This window comes from Arthrobacter sp. NPDC056493 (assembly GCF_042795115.1).
Taxonomy (GTDB): domain Bacteria; phylum Actinomycetota; class Actinomycetes; order Actinomycetales; family Micrococcaceae; genus Arthrobacter.
In genome coordinates this window covers 13,974-29,448 of sequence record NZ_JBHTSL010000064.1, presented here as the reverse complement: position 1 = coordinate 29,448, position 15,475 = coordinate 13,974, and the positions used below count along the sequence as shown (strand labels likewise).

The following is a 15,475-nucleotide window of genomic DNA, read 5'->3' as shown; positions in this document are numbered from 1 at the left end:
GCCTTGGGAAGGCCCTGACCTGCTACCCAGTTGACCGCTCGGATCCGGGAAACCGCGGACCGGAAGGCGCAAGCCGTGCCAACACCGCAGGGTGCCCGCTCACTGCGGACACCCTGCGGTGCACTATGGCTGGCTTGTACGCTGCCGTGGCCACCGTCGTCGTGACCTGGCCGGAGGACGTCCTCAAGAGCGGAACAAGCCGTCTCTACTTGTAGACGCGTACCCAGTCGACCTGCATCTGGGAAGGCGTGGTGCGGGAGCCGTCGGGGAACCAGTCGAGCTGCAGCGTCTGGTGCATGCTGCCGGAAGGCTGGTGGGCCGGGTTGGTGTCGGTAAACGTCTTTACACCGTCGATGTAGCCCGTGATGCCGGCAGGAGTCCATTCCACGGCGTAGTTGTGCCACTGCGTGGTGTCGACGGCTTTCGAGGAGTAGGTCTGCTTGCTGCTGCCGCTGCATGCATAGTGCAGGAAGAACTTCACCAGAGCAGTGTCAGACGTGCTCTCGGAGTAGTCGATCTCTGCGCACGTCGACGATTTGGTGTCGGGCCAGAGGATGAGGACCGGGTGGTACTCGGGGTCACGCTGGTTGGTCTTCATGCGCGTTTCCCAGCGGCCGTACTTCTGCTTTGCAAACTTGGCCGACATGCCGCCGGTGGTTCCCGCCGAGTCACCGCTGACGGTTGCCACGCCGTTTGCCACGGACCAGGCTTTGGGACTGCGCAGACCTTTGCCCGCATGGCCGGCGCTGTTGTACACGCTCCACTTTGTACCGTCCGGTGCGCCGGTGTAGTTGAATTCATCGCCGGCGACGACGGATCCCCAGCCCAGCGCCGAGGCGGCCTGGGTGCCGCTTCCGGCCGGGGCCGTTGCAGCGGTTGCAGCTAGGGCCGGGGCAACGACGGCGGAAGCCGCCTTCGCCGGGGCAGCCGCCGGAGCGGGGGCAGCCGCGACGGCTGGAGCAGCCGTTGCGGGAGCAACGACGGCGGGCGCGGCTTGAACCGGAGCAGCCGCAGCCTGTGCCGCAGTGGTTGTGGCGGCAACCGTCTTCGCGGCAGCCGTCTTCGCGGCAGCCGTCTTCGCCGTTGCGGCCTTCGCCGCAGCCGCCCTGGCAGCAGCAGTTTTGGCAGCTGCCGCCTTGGCCGAAGCGGCCTTGGCTGCAGCGGCCTTGCTGGCAGTGGCCGACGACGGTGTGGTGTAGGCGGCCCGGGCGGCAGCGGGCGCGGCGGACTCGCTGGTGGACGTATTGCCTCCCGCAGCGGCCGGCGAGTGAGCCTGCTGGCCGGTGGGCGCGAGACCGCAGCCGGTCAGGGACAGCGCGCCGACGCTAATGGCTATGGCGATGTTCTTCTTAAACAAAAAGACCCCTCCGGGCATAGGACCGCCGAGCAAAAGGCAGCCACAACTTAGGTGGTGAAGAAAAGCACGAGGCGTTTCTGGGCCCCGATCGACGGGGCCGGGGCGGCCGTAGAACCACCCTGCGCATCCGGGCCCAGCAATAGGGCACGTGGTCCGCGTTCGGACCGATCCTCTAGGATTGGCGTCAACGTTACCTGACCGTGATCTTTGCCTGCAAACGCCGACAGCGCAAAAACCCGCGGCTTTCCGGCATTTTTCCGGCGCATGAGCGGCCTGACCTGCGCGAACAGTGGATCCGGATTCTGCGAAAATTCCAGCCCTGTGGCTCCCGCTGGCGTAACAGGCGTTGGACTGCCGGCCACCTTGCCGGAAAGAATGAACGGGTGAGTGCTGCCGGCGAATTTGTGGATGACACCTTGCAGCGCGAGGCTTCGTGGCACCGGGCCGAGGAGATGCGTCACCGGTTCGGCAGCGGGATGCGGTACTACGGCGCGTCGGTGGGTGCCGTGCGCGGAACAGTCCGCGACGCCCTTCGCCGTCACGCCGGATTGGGCCACGATGAGGTCACCGCCCTAAGTTCCGAACTATGGGAGGTGCCTGTTTACGAGCGGCGCCTGGCCGGCGTCGTTCTTCTGCAGTCCAAGGTGGAGCTGCTGACCAACTCCGACCTGACGCGCATTGAGGGCTTTGTGCGGGACGCGCAATTGCCGGCGCTCGTCGACCCGATCGCCGTCGACGTCGTTGGTCCTCTGGTGGAGGGGCTTGCGGGCCAGTCACGTGCGCGTGCGGACGCGGTGCTGGACAGGTGGGCGGGGGACCCCGATGTCTGGCTCCGCCGCGCGTCGCTGATGGCACCCCTGCGGGCGCTCAGGTCGGGCGGCGGTGACTGGGATGGTTTCGTACGCCGCGTCAAAATGGCTGCAGATGCACGGGCCGTAACGGCGACAGCGGAAAACAACGCGGACCAGGAGGCCGTTGACGCCGTTCTGGACGCCGTGGCGGAGCGAAGGCCGGAGCTCCGGCTCGCCTTCCGCCGCTAGGACCCGGATCCCCTGAACAGCGGAAGTACTAGACGGAGGCCGCTGCGGGCTGCAGTTCCTCCGCCGCCTGGGAGGAGGAACTGTCGACGGCGTCTTCCGCGGCGGGACCGGCAGGCGCGCCCGCGGGGCGGGCGGACGGAGCTGCGTAGTGCTGGCGAAGCGGGTGGAACTGGCTGTGGCCCATGCTGCCGAATTCATAGGCGCTCTCGGCGTGCTCGGAGCGGTCGACGCCGGCGACTTCGGCCTCATGGCTGACCCGGAAGCCAATGGTCTTGTGAATCGCGAGACCGATGATTGCGGTCATCAGCCCGGAGAGTGCGAGCGTGATGAGAACGGCAACCGTCTGCGCGATGAGCTGCTGGACGCCTCCGCCGTAGAAGAGGCCGCCGCCTTCGCCGTTGACGGGGAGGGCAATGAAGCCGAGGGCCAGGGTGCCCACCAGGCCGGAGCCGAGGTGAACGCCGACGACGTCCAGGGAGTCGTCGAAGCCGTACTTGAACTTCAGTTCGACGAAGAGCGCCGACGCCACGCCGGAAACCAGGCCCAGGCCGATGGCGGCCACTGGGCTGATGTTGGCGCACGACGGCGTGATGGCGACGAGGCCGGCGACTGCTCCGGACGCGGCGCCCAGGGACGTGGGGTGGCCATGGCGGACCTTCTCGGTGAGGAGCCAGCTCAGCATGGCGGCGCACGGCGTCACCAGGGTGTTGACCCAGATCAGTCCGGCCTGCTCGGCCGTGGTGGCGGCGCCGGCGTTGAAGCCGAACCATCCGAACCAAAGGAGGCCGGCGCCGAGCATGATGAACGGGATGTTGTGCGGGCGGTGCCCCGGATCCTTGCCGAAACCGTGGCGCTTGCCGACGATCACGGCCAGCACCAGGGCGGCGATGCCGGAGCTGATTTCGACGACGGCGCCGCCGGCGAAGTCGATGACCTGGCCGAAGATGGCGCTCACTGCTCCGCCCTGGCTCATGAGGCCGCCGCCCCAGATCATGAATGCGAGCGGGCAGTAGACGGCCGTGATCCAGATCGGCACGAAAAGAACCCAGGCGGTGAACTTGGCGCGGTCGGCGATCGCGCCGCTGATGAGGGCCACGGTAAGGATCGCGAAGGTTCCAGCGAATCCGGCCTTGATCAGGTCGGGGGTGCCCATGAGGCCGCCCAGGCCGAAGCTGGCAAACGGGTTGCCGAACAGGCCCAGCACGCCCTCGCCGGTGCTCATCGAGTAGCCCCAGAGTACCCAGACGACGCCCACAATGCCGGCGGACACGAAGCTCATCAGGATCATGTTGAGGGATGCCTTGGCACGGGTCATGCCGCCATAGAAGAGCCCCAGTGCCGGGGTCATGAGCAGCACCAGTGCCGCCGACACCATCATCCAAACGTTCGCCGCAGTGATTTCCACGCGTTTTCCCTTCCCAGGAAACTCATCCTTTCCGCGGCCCGCTGATGCCGGCGCCACGCCCCTCATTGATATTCGTGGATTTATGTTTCGGGTCAGGGCGTGGGAAGTTACACGGGGGTTTCAAAAATCGCGCCAACGTAAAGCCCGCGTGACTGCCGTGTTTCGGATTTGTTAACGAAACCTGATGCCTGGGGTGCTTTTCTGCTGACACTGCCGCTTTTTGGCCGGAAACTCGGGCGAATCCGTTGAGCCGCAGTGAAAGCTGCCTCCGGGAGGCCGCGTTACAAGCGCATGAATGAAACATATCCATGTCCGGGGGCCCCGGCCCGGCGCCGGAGTTGGGCGCCGGATGGTTTCCTGCGCGGACTGTTGACCGGATCTGACTGGCGCCGCCACCATGGGATATGACTGAATCTGCAGCTACCGGCGATGACTATTTCACTGAGAATCCACACGCGGATGTTGCGGCGGAGGCCGCTGATTCCGCGGCAGGGGCGCAGAACCCCGGTACCGTCGAAGATATCGCCGAGGAGGTGCGCGACGAGATCCGGCTGGGCCACGTGGAGGACGATGTGAGCCATGTTCTCAAGGAACGGTTGGACGGCGCCGGCATCAGCATGCGGCCCGAAGACGTGGATGAACTTGCCGAGGACATCGAACGGGACGTGTCCAGTTAGGACCGCCATGAACGACCCATATGACTTGGAGCGGTTCGTCACGGCGCAGAATGACGGTGCCACCTACGCCCAGGCCCTGGAGGAGCTCCGCGCAGGCAGCAAGCGAACCCACTGGATGTGGTTCGTCTTTCCCCAGGTCTCGGGTCTGGGGCAAAGTGCCACCTCCAGGCGGTACGCCATCGCGTCCCTGGACGAAGCGCGCGCCTACCTGCAGCATCCTGTATTGGGACCGCGACTGATCGAGTGCGCCACCGCAGTCGATGACGTGGGCGACCGCGGCGCGGCCGAGATATTCGGCGGCATCGATGCCCGGAAGCTGCAGTCGTCCATGACGTTGTTCCTGCGGGCGGCACCTGGCGAACTGGTGTTCCGGCGCGTTCTGGAGCACTACTTCGACGGGGAGGCCGACGCCGCCACCGACCGACTGCTGGCAAGCCCGCGCCCGTAAGTGGTAGTTGCCCTTCACCCGGCCAGTTGGCGCACCTAGACTGGGGGGACGAGCCGGCCTGCACCCAGCGGGCTGCGCAGACGGAAGGACAGTGGCATGGGTCTGGACGACAAAATCGACAATGCGGCAGAGAAACTTGGCGGCAAAGTCAAGGAAGGCGCCGGCAAGGCCAAGGACGACCCGGGTCTTGAGGCCGAGGGCAAAGCTGACCAGTCCGCGGCCGATCTGAAACAGGCTGGCGAGAAGGTCAAGGACGCGTTCAAGAAGGACTGACCAAACAGGACCACCACGTTTTGGCTCTCCGTCTGCAGCGGAGATTAGAGGGGAGTCCCGCCCGGGCAACCGCGGCAGGGCTCCCTTTCCCGTTGGGACAGTCACGGGCTGGTGACGACCTCCACCAGTTGGACGTCGTCCAAACGGCCGTTCACGACGGCGGCGGTCATGTACGTGCACATTGGTTGCCGGCGGCGGTCCGTGGGGGAGCCGGGGTTGAGCAGGCGCATCCCGCCGGGCGCCACCGTGTCCCAGGGAATATGCGAATGGCCGAAAACCAGGACATCGACGTCAGGAAAGAGGGCCTCGCAGCGCTGTTCCCGGCCCTTCGCCTGACCGGTCTCATGGATCATGCTGAACCGGACGCCGTCGAGCGTCACACTGGCCGTCTCCGGCAAGCGCTGCCGTAGCTCGTCACCGTCGTTGTTGCCGTAGACACCGATCAGGCGCCTGCTGCGGCGTTCGAACTCATCGAGCAGGCGCGCGCCCACCCAGTCACCCGCGTGAAATACCACGTCAGCGTCCTCGACGGCTGCCCACACCTGTTCAGGCAGCGCCCGGGCGCGCTTTGGGACGTGGGTGTCGGCAACCAGGACCAGGCGCAGGCTCATCGAAGCATCTTCCCATGAGGCAGACTGGGACGATGGAGAAAATCGTCCCGCCCTCACCCGGTGATCCCCGCCGTCCCCTTGGCCCCCGCGACCCGGGTGACGCCTGGGTGGAGGGCGACCGGGGGAAGTTCTGGGGGCGGTTCGGATCGGCCGGCCTGCTGGCCCACGATGTGGAGAAGGGGGTGCTGCTGCAGCACCGCGCCACCTGGAGCCACCACGGCGGAACCTGGGGACTCCCCGGAGGAGCCCTGCACCAGGGCGAGGACGCCGTGACCGGCGCACTGCGCGAGGCCCACGAGGAGGCGGCCGTCCCCGAACAGAGCGTCAAACTGCTCTTCACGTCAGTGTTCGACGTCGGCTACTGGTCCTACACCACCGTGGCAGTGCGGGTGCTCGAACCGTTCGAGCCGGCCATCAATGACCCCGAGAGCATCGAACTGCTGTGGATTCCCGTCGAGGAGGTGGCCGGCATCAACCTGCATCCTTCCTTTGCCGCGTCCTGGCCGGAGCTTCGCGGCAGGCTGCTGGCCGGCTCCGGCAGTGGACATTGATTAGCGATGGACACTGAGAAGTTCCGGCTGCTGCTGGAAGAGGAACGGGACAGGAAGCTTGCCCTCCTGCCGGCCCTCCGTGCAGACATAGCCTCGGCCAACGCTGCCCGGCACAACTCGAACGTCGACGACGAACACGACCCCGAGGGTGCCACCATCGCCTTTGAACTTTCGCAGGCATCGGCGCTCCTGGACCAAAGCCGCTCCGGACTGGCGGAGGTGGATGCCGCGCTCGGGCGCATCGCGTCCGGCACCTACGGAATATGCGCGGTGTGCGGGGAGCAGATCGCCGAAGGGCGGCTGGAGGCCCGGCCCTGGACCCCCTTCTGCATCCGCCACACGGGCGGCAGGGCTTAATCCCAGCCCCATCCCGGACCATGCCCGCGGGGCTGTTCCGCCGGAGGGAAGAGCATCGTACTCTAGGGCTGGGAGGTGATTGCCATGCAGGCAACCCAGGGAGACCGCATCATCATCCGGGGCAGGACAGTGGAGTCCTCGGACCGGCACGGTGAGATTCTGGAAGTCAAGGGCGCCAACGGAGCGCCGCCGTACCATGTCCGTTTTGACGATGGTCACGAGACCATCCTCTACCCCGGCGGCGACTTCACCGTCGAGCACCACACCACCTAGCTGCCCGGATGACCGCACCTCCACGGCCCGACCGGACCCTGATCGCAGTCCTTGCCATCATTGCCGTTCTTGTCGCCGTGGCGCTCGCTGTGGTCCTTTTCCGGGGCCAGCCGGAACCGCTGGCCGAGAACACGCCGGCGGGAGTGGTCCAGCGGTATGCGGCGGCCGTCCTCAACAACGACGGCGCGGCAGCCGCGCGCTATTCGACGGAAGGACGCCTCGGGACTTCGTACCCGGACAAGCCGTGCGTCCCGGCGGACCGTCCTGCGGCGGGCACGCTCCGGGTCACGCTGGCCTCCACCGTGGAGCATGCCGACACGGCGGAAGTGCACGTCGTCCTGACCACGTCCAGCGGCAGCGGTCCGTTCGGGAACCCCGAGTACGAGACCGAGGCAGTGTTTGGCCTGCAAAGGGTCAACGGCAACTGGCTCGTTGCGACCGCCCCGTGGCAACTCACCATCTGCCCGGTTCCGGCGGCGACGCCGTGAGTGCCGTCCGGTCCGCCACCCCCGGGGCATCATCGCGGGCAGTGCCCGCCGTGCGGCGGCTGGTGGTCTTTGTGCTGCTCTTCGTCCTCGTGCTGATCGCCGCGTCCGGTGTGGCCGGACTTTTGGAGCGGCTGTTGACCGCTAACACGGCGCTCGCCGGCAACGACATCGGGAGCCTCGCCCGGTCCCTCGCGTTCGGCCTGGTCGGCGGGTGCATGGCGGCCGTCCTCTGGTGGCTCGTGTGGCGCCGGCAGGCGGAGGAGGCGGAGCGCTCCTCAGTCGCTTGGGGGCTCTACATCGCAGGCGTCTACACCATCGCCCTCGTCACTGCTGTTACCGCGTTGCTCGGCGCATCAGCTCAACTGGTCGGGCTGTTGGCCCGCGCCGCGGCGGGCGCGCGGGGTGCCGATTCCGTGGCTGAAGCAACAGAATGGCGTTCCTCCCTGGCTACTGGTGTGGTGTGGGCGGCTGTCTGGGCGTGGCACCGGTGGATGTGGCAGCACCGCGGCAAGGGGCCACGCCGGCTGGTCACCGTCCCGGCGCTCGCAGGGTCGGTACTGGGGCTGCTCATATTTGCCGGCGGAGCCATTACCGCGCTCGGCAGTCTTCTCGATGCGGCGCTGCGGGGATTGGCGGATACACACGACGTGGGATCGCCCTGGTGGGTTTCGGTGCTGCAGCCGCTCATTTGGGCCAGCGGCGGATTCCTCGTGTGGTGGTGGCATTGGCTCCGCTGCGAAGCACGGCGCCTGTCCTCACCGCTGGCCAACGTGGCCGCGGCGGTCTTCGGTGTGCTGGGCGGCTGCATCACGGCAATGGCCGGCGCCATCACTGCGGTGTTCGTCCTGCTGCGGCTGGTACTGGACCGCACCGAAGAGATGATCCGGCTCGTGGATCCCCTCGGCCCAGCGCTGGCCGCGGCAGTGGTTGGTTCCCTCGTCTGGCGCTACCACTCGGTGCTGACGGCCACGAGGTCCGCGAAGATGCGGGAGACGGGGCAGTTGTTGGCGTCCGGAGTGGCACTGGTCGCTGCGGCCTCAGGTGTGGGCGTCGTTGTCAACGCCGCCCTGGGCTTTGCCGAAACAACCCTGGCGGGAACGGGCACGCGCACGCTGCTGCTGGGCGGCATCAGTGCACTGGCCGTGGGCGGGGCCGTCTGGTGGAGGGCGTGGCAGCCGGTGAACCTGCGGGAGCCGGCGAGCGACGACCGTGCGGACGGCATGACATCCCGCCGCGCTGCCGGACGGCGCATCTATTTGGTGGCCATTTTTGGGATCAGCGCCGTGGTGGCACTGATCGCCCTGCTGGTGGTGGGCTACCAGGCCTTCGAGTATCTGCTGGACCCGGCGAGCGCTGGAAACCTGGTGGGACGGATCCGGGCGCCGCTCGGACTGCTGACCGCCACCGCGCTCGTGGCCGCCTATCACTACAGCGTCTGGCGACGGGAGCGTGCTGTGCTGCCGGCGGACGCTGGCCCCCCGGGGCAAGAGAACGTTCCGCTGCAGGAGGCCGGTCCGGACGGGGCCGGGCCACGGGCTATTGGCCAGGTCATTTTGGTGTCCGGTTCTGACCCGCTTCCGCTGTCGCGCGCGATCCGTGAGGCCACCGGGGCCGATGTGACGGTATGGCAACGGTCCGGCCCACCTGCCGGTTTCCAGCCAGAGTCCGACGGCGGTGCTGCCGCCTCCTCCGGACGCAGGGGACTGGATCCCGGAGAAGTTGTGGCGGCGCTGGAGGGTGTGAGCGGTGAGCGGGTGCTGGTGGTCGTCGGACCCGGCGCCCGGATTGACGTCATCCCGGTGCGGCAACTGGGTAGCAGTTCGGGGCGTTCCCAGCCCTGAGAACGCCCCGAGCTGTTACCCAGTTGGGCGCTCGGCCGGGCAGGGTACAGCTTCAGGAAACCGGCTGCGCCTTGATCGGAGCCCGGTCTGCGCCGTATTCGGCCGTCACCAGGATGGGCAGGTGGTCCGACTTCCCCCGGGGGAGTGTCTCCACGCTTTCAATGTCCAGGCCCAGTGACGTGGCAAAGTCGAAGTGGCCCTTGAAGACCTTGTACCGGGTGTAGGTCCTGCGGTTGCTCAGGGACAGCGCGTAGCCGGAGTTCTTCATGTGCGCGTCAAGGCTCTTGGTGAAGAACGGATAGTTGAAGTCGCCCACCATCAGTGTCATGAGCCCGGTGCCCATGCTCAGAAGTTCGGCGTGCGCCGCGTGGATTTGCTTGCGCCGCAGTGAGTTCGACGCCGTGAGCGGGGCTGCGTGGAACGAACCCACCACCAGCTCATGGTCAGTTTCGTTGTCCACCATCCGGGTGCCGATCAGCCGCTCATGGGCCGGTGCCATCACACGGTCGTGCATGGATTTCTTCAGCGCGAAAGTTTGGGTGTCGAGGGCCGTGAACCTGTCTGTCCGGTAATAAATGGCCAGGCCCAGCCGGTTGCCTTTGGTGTAGTCGGCCAGGTGGAGCGGGCCGAGCGTGTCGGGCAGATCGGATGAGTCACATTCCTGAAGGCACAGGACGTCTATCCCAAAGTTGCGGGCCAGACTCATCAGTTCGCCACTCGCCTTGTGCTTGCGGAGGTTGTAGCTAATTACTCGCATCAGTGGAACACCTCTTCCGAGGGCTGCTAGAAGGACCAGTCTCCGAGTCTACCCAGATCATCATATGGAGATCCGGACATTAAGCGCGCGTCCGGCGGGGCAAAATGTGCCGCGCCGGACGTGCGCCGGATTCCGCCGGGTGCCGCGGCCCGCTGACCTGCCGCTTGCCAGATTCCCCGGTTACCGTCCGCCGGGGCCGTGTCCCTGCGTGTATTCCCCTGCCGTGACCGTGCCAAGCTTCGTGGCGCCGTCGAGGGAGCCGCCGCCCAGTCCTGAGTCCACCTTCGCCGCGCCTCCGGTGTACACCGTGTACTGCTTCCCTGCCTCGATGGCCGACGACGAAAAGACGAGCGAACCCGTGGCCTTGGTGGTCACAAACGTGGCCACGAGCTTGCCGTCGGCGTCTGCCAGCTGCACGGCGGTGCCGGCCGGTACAGTCGTGGCGAAAGTGACCTGCACACCCGACTGGGTGGAGCTGGTTCCCGGGGTGACCGCCATGCCGGCGCTTCCTGCTGCCGCCACAGTTCCACCGCTGACCGCCAGCTCACCGTTGACGTCCAGTGCGCCGTTGCCGTTGCTTTCGGGCCCGTTGACCACCACGGTGCCGCCCGAGATGGAGGCGTTGCCGTTGGAGTCCAGGCCGTCACCCTCGGAATTGATGGTGATGGTGCCGCCGGAGATGTCTGCGGAGTAGTCACCCACCGATTCTCCGCCGCCGGGTGCGCCGCCCATGCCGCCGCCTGGCTGGGCTGCGGTGGAGGCGCCGCCGGAGGCGTTCACGCCGTCGTCGGAGGCAGTCACCGAGACCGTGCCGCCGCTGATGGCGATGTGCTGGGACTCGAGGCCCTCCGAGGACTCGGCCACGGTCACGGTGCCGTTCGCGATGGCAAGCTGGTTCTGCGCCTTGACACCGTCGTCTCCGGCGCTGACGGTGAGTTTGCCGCCGTTGACCAGGAGCCAGCCGCGGCCGTCGTCGGTGTCGTTGTCCGATTTGAAGCCGTCGCCGCCGGCGGTGATCTGATACGTGCCGTCCAGCAGCACGGCGTAGTCCTTGCCGCGGATGCCGTCGTCGGCGGCTTTCACGGTGACATTGCCGGCGGCCAGGACCAGCCCGTCCTTCGACACGATTCCGTCGTTGTACTGGCCGGTGACGTCCAGTGAGCCTGTCCCGGCCAGTGTCAGGTCGGCCAGGGAGTAGAGTGCAGCGTTCGGAGCGTCGGTGCCCTGGTCCGCGTACGTTGCCGCGTCCTTGATGGAGTTGGTGGTGCCTTCCTCGAGGAACAGGATGGCCTCGTTGGCGCTTTGGACGACGAACGGTGAGCCGGTTGAGCTGGTGAGCGTCACGCCGTCGAGGATCACGCGTACCACGTCCTCTTCGCCGGCGGCGATGACCACCTTGCCGTCGCTGAGGGAACCTGACAGCCGGTAAGTGCCGGCGGCGCTAATGGTGACGGTGTCGCCGTCGATCTTCACTCCGGCGGCTGAGCCTGCCACCGTGGTGGCGCCGTCCTTGAGCGTGACGGCCACTTCCTTGGCCGCATCCCAAGTGAGGTCGTCGGCGTCGTAATGCGTGTCCTCGGAAATCGAGGCTGCCGTCACCATCTGGGTGCCGGACGTTGAAGTGGTGCCGGACGTTCCGTTGGAGGCGGTGCTTCCCGAGGCGGAGCAGCCGGCGAGGGTGAGGGCCAGGGCGAAGGCGGCCACGGAGAATGTCTTGCTGAATTTGCGCATGGTGGTTCCTTTGGAGGTCTTCGGTGGAATGCAGGGCGGTGGATCAGGCTGCCGGTGCCAAATGCAGGCTGTGCCGGAGGGTCCGGTTCCAGCGGTTGGCGGGCAGATGCGGGTGCAGCGCCGCCATGCCGGTGGCGAACTTGGAGATCCTGGAGGGCCGGATACCGTGCTGCCAGAGGTGCCTGTCCAGCGGCCCGGCGGCCGATCCGGACTTGGTCTCGAGCACTACGCTGCCGGCGAGAACCCACGGCAGGCCGTCCCCGGCCTGCCACGTGACGTTTGAATCGATGGTTGCGCGGCTGCCGGACTCCGGGAGGTAGAGGGTGGTCCGGCGGTAGCGGGTTTCCAGCACGGGACCGAGGGCGCCGTCCGGAACGCCGCCAACGGCCGTGGCCAGGGTTTCGCTGATGTATAGCAGGCCCTCTGCGGTGAGCCGGGAGCGGTCCGCGATGCCATAGGGGATGCGCTCCTTGACGGTGGCCGCACGTGTCCCCTCGGTCTTGACCTCAAGGAAACTGGCTCCGGTGTCCGCGTAGGTCCGGGTGCGGATCTTGTAGCGCCGGCGGCGGCCGCGCGCCGCGAGCATGTAGCTGTGCAGTTGCGGGGTGTCGAAGTAGACGGAGTCGTAGGCGAAGGACCGGAGGCCGTCCATTTCGAGGACGCGGGCCCGGCTGCTAAAGGTCGCCAGCACCTGCCGGGCGGTCGCGGCGGGTACCACGTACTTCCGGTCCACCCGGGTCTGCAGGGCGGCTTCGGCGTTGAGCTCCTCGAGGCCGATCGGCGGCAGTGCGGCAAGGTTGGGGAGCATTGCTTCCCGAGTCCCGGGTGTTGGGCTCATGCCGCCGCTCCGTCCAGACTGGTCAGACTGCTCCGCCGGGTTCCGCGGGCGGGGAGGCAGGCGAAGCGGACGTCAACGGTGGTCTTGTCGTTCACGAGGTCCAGTTCCTGCACGGTGACGGTGTGGACCTTGGCGGCGAGGAGATCCTCAAGCCGGGCGGTGAGTTCGTCCTCGCGGGAGATGGCGCGGTCCAGGACAACGGTCTGGTGGCGGTAGGCCGGAAGGACCCGCTCGTGGTCGCCGACGAACATCACGCCAAGCACCAGGCACATGAGGGACACGGTCAGCCAGACCGGTTCAACGCCTATGCCTGAGATCAGGCCCAGGGCCAGGGCAGAGAAGTAGTAGGCCACCTCGTGCTGCGCCAGTTCGGTGGAGCGCAGCCGGATGATGGAGAGAACCCCGAAAAGGCCCAGCCCCAGTCCCAGGCCGGCGGCGGAACCGGAGAGTGCTGTGGCCACGGCCAGGACGCCGATGTTCATCCCGAGGTAGGAGACGGCCAGGTCCCTGCGCCGGTGGCGCCGGACGTAAAGGGCGAAGGTGAGCACGCAGATGGCGATGACGTCTGCGGCGATAAGTATCAGGTGGTTCATGGGGTTCTCCGGAGTCTCGTGGTGGGCTACTTGTTACGATTCACGGCCAAGCTGTGGCGGGGCTGTGCCGGAACAAGGTCTGGTTTATGACCTGCGGCGAACAGGAACCGCTGCTGGATGGCGTAGCTCGCGGCGAGCAGGGCGATCTCGGTGAGCAGCTTGGCCGGCAGGTCCGCGACGCCGGCGCCTGCGAGCGCCGTCAGGAGTGCGTAGTTGGCCGCCAGCAGGGCGAGCGCCAGGGCGAAGTACCGCGCTGCAGTGGCGCCGGCAGGCTTCTCGCGGCCGTGTTTGAACACCAGCCTGCGGTTGATCAGGAAGTTGGCCGTGGCGCTCAGGCCCCGGGCGCCAACGACGGCTGCCAGGACCGAGTCGGTGGCTGCGCTGAGGGCCAGGAAGGCGACCGTGTCGATCAGGAAACCGGCAAGGGACGACAGCAGGAACTTCAGCAGCGGGGCATAGATGCGCACCGAATCCGCGAGTGGCCGGAAATGGGATCCGGAGTTGTGGTCCAGATAGATGGTGGCGATGCCCAGGCTGGCTATGCGGTACCCGGCCGCCTTGGCCTCGAGCAGGAGGTTCAGCTCATATTCGTAGCGCTCGCCGCTGACGGTCAGGAGCCACGGCAGCATCGATGCCGGGTAGCCGCGGAGGCCTGTTTGCGTGTCGGCGATGCGCTCGCCGGTGGCCAGCCGGAACAGCAGCCTGGTGGCGGCATTCCCGAGACGGCTGCGTGCGGGAACGTCGCCGGCGAAGGTGCGGGCGCCGAGCACCACGGCGGTGGCGTCCGTGCCGGCGAGCTCTGCGACGCGCAGGATGTCCACAACGCTGTGCTGGCCGTCGCTGTCCGCGCACACCACGGCCTGGCCGGGGAAACGGTCCAGAATGAAGTGGAAGCCGGTTTTCAGCGCAGCGCCCTTGCCCCGGTTCGCTGCATGGCTGATGACGTGGGCGCCCGCCCGGCGGGCGCCGTCGAAAATCTGCCCGTAGGCCGGCCCGCTGCCGTCATCCATGACGACCAGGGTGAGGGCGGGGTCTGCCGCGCGGATCGCGCCGACCACTTCGAGGAGCTGGGTGTCCGGCTCGTAGGCGGGGATCAGGATGATCATGGCGGGACCTCACTTGCCGATGTACAGGATGTCCGAGGTGCCGCGCTCGCGGTTTGCGCCGAGCGGGTTGTTGACCAGTCCGCCGTTGAAATACATGGTGGAGGAGCCGCCGCCGTCAAGGTTGTACGCAGTCTCCGCGCCGAGGTCCTTCATGATCTGTGCCATGCCCGTCATGGTCACGCCGGCGCTGTAGCCAGGGCTGCGGCCGTCGACCACCACAAAGACCAGGTGGTTGGTGCCGATGAGACCTACGGCGGTGCGCGGCTGCTCGCCCTGGATGGAATGGTTGCCGAAGTTGGTATCCACCTCGACGTCCTCGATGCCGTCCACAATCTCGCTCGCTTGGACGATTGCCGGCCCGAAGGACAGCGTGTTCCAGACGCCGTCGGAGACCAGCTGCTCAGCGTTGGTGGCGGTTTCGTCGTAGACCTTCACGGTTCCGTCCCGGTAGAAAGCCAGCCCCTGGCGGGCGCCCTCGTCCCGGTAGACAACACCGTTGCGGATAACGATGCCGGTGTCTCGGAAGCCGTAATAGTCGCCGTTGATGGCGAAGACTGCATCGTGGGCCGCCGCTATTTCAGAGGTGGTCTGGGTGATGTTCTCGCCGAAACTGTCGTTGGCGAACGCGGACTTGAGCGTCGTCGCATCGTCAAGCACGACGTCGGCAACGTAGTAGGTGACCTTGCTGTCACCGCTGCCGGTCACCACCGTGGAGATGTTGATGTTGGCGCCGTCGGCCGTGTACGAGGTGTCGCTGACGGAGGCGGACGATCCCACCGTCGTGGCGTCGGAGGACGCACCCTGGGCTGCCTCGTAGGCGGAAACATCGGAGATTTCCACGTGCTGAACCACGAACCGGTCCAGCGCCCAAGCGGTTGCGCCGCCAGCGGAAAGCGTCAGCGCCAGTGCGCCGGCCAGAATGGCCCGGCGCGTCGGCCTGGCCTTGCTGCGCTTGCGGGCTGGGCCGGGCGGGCCGGGCTCACCGGGGCAGCGCGCTTCGCCGGGTTGGTTGGCTTCGCCGTGTAGATGGGCTCCGCCTGGCTGGACTTCTTCGGTGGGGGAGTTCTGCTGTGAGGTCATGCATCATTTGTATGGACCTGACTTATGCCGGCCGTGAGCCGGGCATTTG

At 66.8% G+C, this 15,475-nt stretch carries 19 protein-coding genes; 10 read left to right on the top strand and 9 right to left on the bottom strand.

The window, feature by feature from the left end; all coding sequences use genetic code 11:
• The coding region (locus ACFQ50_RS20495; protein ID WP_377997463.1) for a hypothetical protein at nt 1–215 on the top strand (215 nt) is incomplete at its 5' end.
• Here ACFQ50_RS20495 and ACFQ50_RS20490 read toward each other — a convergent pair.
• Nucleotides 206–1,357, bottom strand: a complete 1,152-nt coding sequence (locus ACFQ50_RS20490) for a glycoside hydrolase family 16 protein (protein ID WP_377997462.1) — start codon at nt 1,355–1,357, stop codon at nt 206–208. The two genes, ACFQ50_RS20495 and ACFQ50_RS20490, sit on opposite strands and share 10 nt — an antisense overlap.
• A 383-nt stretch (nt 1,358–1,740) precedes the next feature.
• Here ACFQ50_RS20490 and ACFQ50_RS20485 point away from each other — a divergent pair, with 383 nt between their 5' ends.
• The gene (locus ACFQ50_RS20485; protein WP_377997461.1) at nt 1,741–2,397 is read left to right on the top strand and encodes a DNA alkylation repair protein; all 657 of its coding nucleotides are present in this window, start codon (nt 1,741–1,743) and stop codon (nt 2,395–2,397) included.
• Nucleotides 2,398–2,425: 28 nt separating this feature from the next.
• Here the strand turns inward: ACFQ50_RS20485 and ACFQ50_RS20480 are convergent, their stop codons facing one another.
• On the bottom strand, nt 2,426–3,802 hold the full coding sequence (locus ACFQ50_RS20480) for an ammonium transporter (protein WP_377997460.1): 1,377 nt from the start codon (nt 3,800–3,802) through the stop codon (nt 2,426–2,428).
• Nucleotides 3,803–4,206: 404 nt separating this feature from the next.
• Between ACFQ50_RS20480 and ACFQ50_RS20475 the strand changes: the two genes are divergently transcribed.
• The 3 genes from ACFQ50_RS20475 (at nt 4,207) to ACFQ50_RS20465 (ending at nt 5,200) form a co-directional block, all read left to right on the top strand.
• Entirely contained in the window at nt 4,207–4,479 is a 273-nt protein-coding gene (locus ACFQ50_RS20475; RefSeq protein ID WP_377997459.1) for a hypothetical protein, read from the top strand.
• 7 nt (nt 4,480–4,486) lie between these two features.
• The gene (locus ACFQ50_RS20470) at nt 4,487–4,927 is read left to right on the top strand and encodes a DUF1810 domain-containing protein (RefSeq protein WP_377997458.1); all 441 of its coding nucleotides are present in this window, start codon (nt 4,487–4,489) and stop codon (nt 4,925–4,927) included.
• Between the two features lie 96 nt (nt 4,928–5,023).
• The gene (locus ACFQ50_RS20465; RefSeq protein WP_377997457.1) at nt 5,024–5,200 is read left to right on the top strand and encodes a CsbD family protein; all 177 of its coding nucleotides are present in this window, start codon (nt 5,024–5,026) and stop codon (nt 5,198–5,200) included.
• Between the two features lie 101 nt (nt 5,201–5,301).
• Here the strand turns inward: ACFQ50_RS20465 and ACFQ50_RS20460 are convergent, their stop codons facing one another.
• Nucleotides 5,302–5,811, bottom strand: coding sequence for a metallophosphoesterase family protein (locus ACFQ50_RS20460; RefSeq protein ID WP_377997456.1), 510 nt, complete (start codon nt 5,809–5,811; stop codon nt 5,302–5,304).
• 32 nt (nt 5,812–5,843) lie between these two features.
• On the opposite strand from ACFQ50_RS20460, the gene ACFQ50_RS20455 reads away from it, so the two are divergent.
• From ACFQ50_RS20455 to ACFQ50_RS20435, 5 genes are all read left to right on the top strand, one after another.
• Complete coding sequence (locus tag ACFQ50_RS20455) at nt 5,844–6,362, top strand: NUDIX domain-containing protein (protein WP_377997455.1); 519 nt, start codon at nt 5,844–5,846, stop codon at nt 6,360–6,362.
• A gap of 6 nt (nt 6,363–6,368) precedes the next feature.
• Nucleotides 6,369–6,719: a TraR/DksA family transcriptional regulator gene (locus ACFQ50_RS20450; protein WP_377997454.1), complete on the top strand. Its 351-nt coding sequence runs from the start codon at nt 6,369–6,371 to the stop codon at nt 6,717–6,719.
• A gap of 84 nt (nt 6,720–6,803) precedes the next feature.
• On the top strand, nt 6,804–6,992 hold the full coding sequence (locus ACFQ50_RS20445) for a DUF1918 domain-containing protein (RefSeq protein ID WP_377997453.1): 189 nt from the start codon (nt 6,804–6,806) through the stop codon (nt 6,990–6,992).
• Between the two features lie 8 nt (nt 6,993–7,000).
• Entirely contained in the window at nt 7,001–7,480 is a 480-nt protein-coding gene (locus tag ACFQ50_RS20440; RefSeq protein WP_377997452.1) for a hypothetical protein, read from the top strand.
• Nucleotides 7,438–9,321: a DUF5671 domain-containing protein gene (locus ACFQ50_RS20435; RefSeq protein ID WP_377997451.1), complete on the top strand. Its 1,884-nt coding sequence runs from the start codon at nt 7,438–7,440 to the stop codon at nt 9,319–9,321. Before ACFQ50_RS20440 ends, ACFQ50_RS20435 begins: the two co-directional genes overlap by 43 nt.
• Nucleotides 9,322–9,373: 52 nt before the next feature.
• Here ACFQ50_RS20435 and ACFQ50_RS20430 read toward each other — a convergent pair whose 3' ends face one another.
• The 6 genes from ACFQ50_RS20430 to ACFQ50_RS20405 form a co-directional block, all read right to left on the bottom strand.
• Complete coding sequence (locus ACFQ50_RS20430) at nt 9,374–10,078, bottom strand: endonuclease/exonuclease/phosphatase family protein (protein ID WP_377997450.1); 705 nt, start codon at nt 10,076–10,078, stop codon at nt 9,374–9,376.
• A gap of 180 nt (nt 10,079–10,258) precedes the next feature.
• On the bottom strand, nt 10,259–11,809 hold the full coding sequence (locus ACFQ50_RS20425) for a carbohydrate-binding domain-containing protein (protein WP_377997449.1): 1,551 nt from the start codon (nt 11,807–11,809) through the stop codon (nt 10,259–10,261).
• A 43-nt stretch (nt 11,810–11,852) separates the two neighbouring features.
• Nucleotides 11,853–12,647, bottom strand: coding sequence for a polyphosphate polymerase domain-containing protein (locus tag ACFQ50_RS20420; protein WP_377997448.1), 795 nt, complete (start codon nt 12,645–12,647; stop codon nt 11,853–11,855).
• Nucleotides 12,644–13,240: a DUF4956 domain-containing protein gene (locus ACFQ50_RS20415; RefSeq protein ID WP_377997447.1), complete on the bottom strand. Its 597-nt coding sequence runs from the start codon at nt 13,238–13,240 to the stop codon at nt 12,644–12,646. Before ACFQ50_RS20415 ends, ACFQ50_RS20420 begins: the two co-directional genes overlap by 4 nt.
• A 26-nt stretch (nt 13,241–13,266) precedes the next feature.
• Nucleotides 13,267–14,346, bottom strand: a complete 1,080-nt coding sequence (locus ACFQ50_RS20410; protein WP_377997446.1) for a GtrA family protein — start codon at nt 14,344–14,346, stop codon at nt 13,267–13,269.
• 9 nt (nt 14,347–14,355) lie between these two features.
• Complete coding sequence (locus tag ACFQ50_RS20405; protein WP_377997445.1) at nt 14,356–15,426, bottom strand: phosphodiester glycosidase family protein; 1,071 nt, start codon at nt 15,424–15,426, stop codon at nt 14,356–14,358.
• Between the last annotated feature and the right edge of the window lie 49 nt (nt 15,427–15,475).

Coding starts and splice junctions, on each gene's coding strand:
- ACFQ50_RS20475 (WP_377997459.1), top strand. CDS start 4,207: ATGACTGAATCTGCAGCTACCGGCGATGACTATTTCACTGAGAATCCA.
- ACFQ50_RS20430 (WP_377997450.1), bottom strand. CDS start 10,078: ATGCGAGTAATTAGCTACAACCTCCGCAAGCACAAGGCGAGTGGCGAA.
- ACFQ50_RS20465 (WP_377997457.1), top strand. CDS start 5,024: ATGGGTCTGGACGACAAAATCGACAATGCGGCAGAGAAACTTGGCGGC.
- ACFQ50_RS20415 (WP_377997447.1), bottom strand. CDS start 13,240: ATGAACCACCTGATACTTATCGCCGCAGACGTCATCGCCATCTGCGTG.
- ACFQ50_RS20405 (WP_377997445.1), bottom strand. CDS start 15,426: ATGACCTCACAGCAGAACTCCCCCACCGAAGAAGTCCAGCCAGGCGGA.
- ACFQ50_RS20450 (WP_377997454.1), top strand. CDS start 6,369: ATGGACACTGAGAAGTTCCGGCTGCTGCTGGAAGAGGAACGGGACAGG.
- ACFQ50_RS20410 (WP_377997446.1), bottom strand. CDS start 14,346: ATGATCATCCTGATCCCCGCCTACGAGCCGGACACCCAGCTCCTCGAA.
- ACFQ50_RS20445 (WP_377997453.1), top strand. CDS start 6,804: ATGCAGGCAACCCAGGGAGACCGCATCATCATCCGGGGCAGGACAGTG.
- ACFQ50_RS20425 (WP_377997449.1), bottom strand. CDS start 11,809: ATGCGCAAATTCAGCAAGACATTCTCCGTGGCCGCCTTCGCCCTGGCC.
- ACFQ50_RS20455 (WP_377997455.1), top strand. CDS start 5,844: ATGGAGAAAATCGTCCCGCCCTCACCCGGTGATCCCCGCCGTCCCCTT.
- ACFQ50_RS20470 (WP_377997458.1), top strand. CDS start 4,487: ATGAACGACCCATATGACTTGGAGCGGTTCGTCACGGCGCAGAATGAC.
- ACFQ50_RS20440 (WP_377997452.1), top strand. CDS start 7,001: ATGACCGCACCTCCACGGCCCGACCGGACCCTGATCGCAGTCCTTGCC.
- ACFQ50_RS20460 (WP_377997456.1), bottom strand. CDS start 5,811: ATGAGCCTGCGCCTGGTCCTGGTTGCCGACACCCACGTCCCAAAGCGC.
- ACFQ50_RS20420 (WP_377997448.1), bottom strand. CDS start 12,647: ATGAGCCCAACACCCGGGACTCGGGAAGCAATGCTCCCCAACCTTGCC.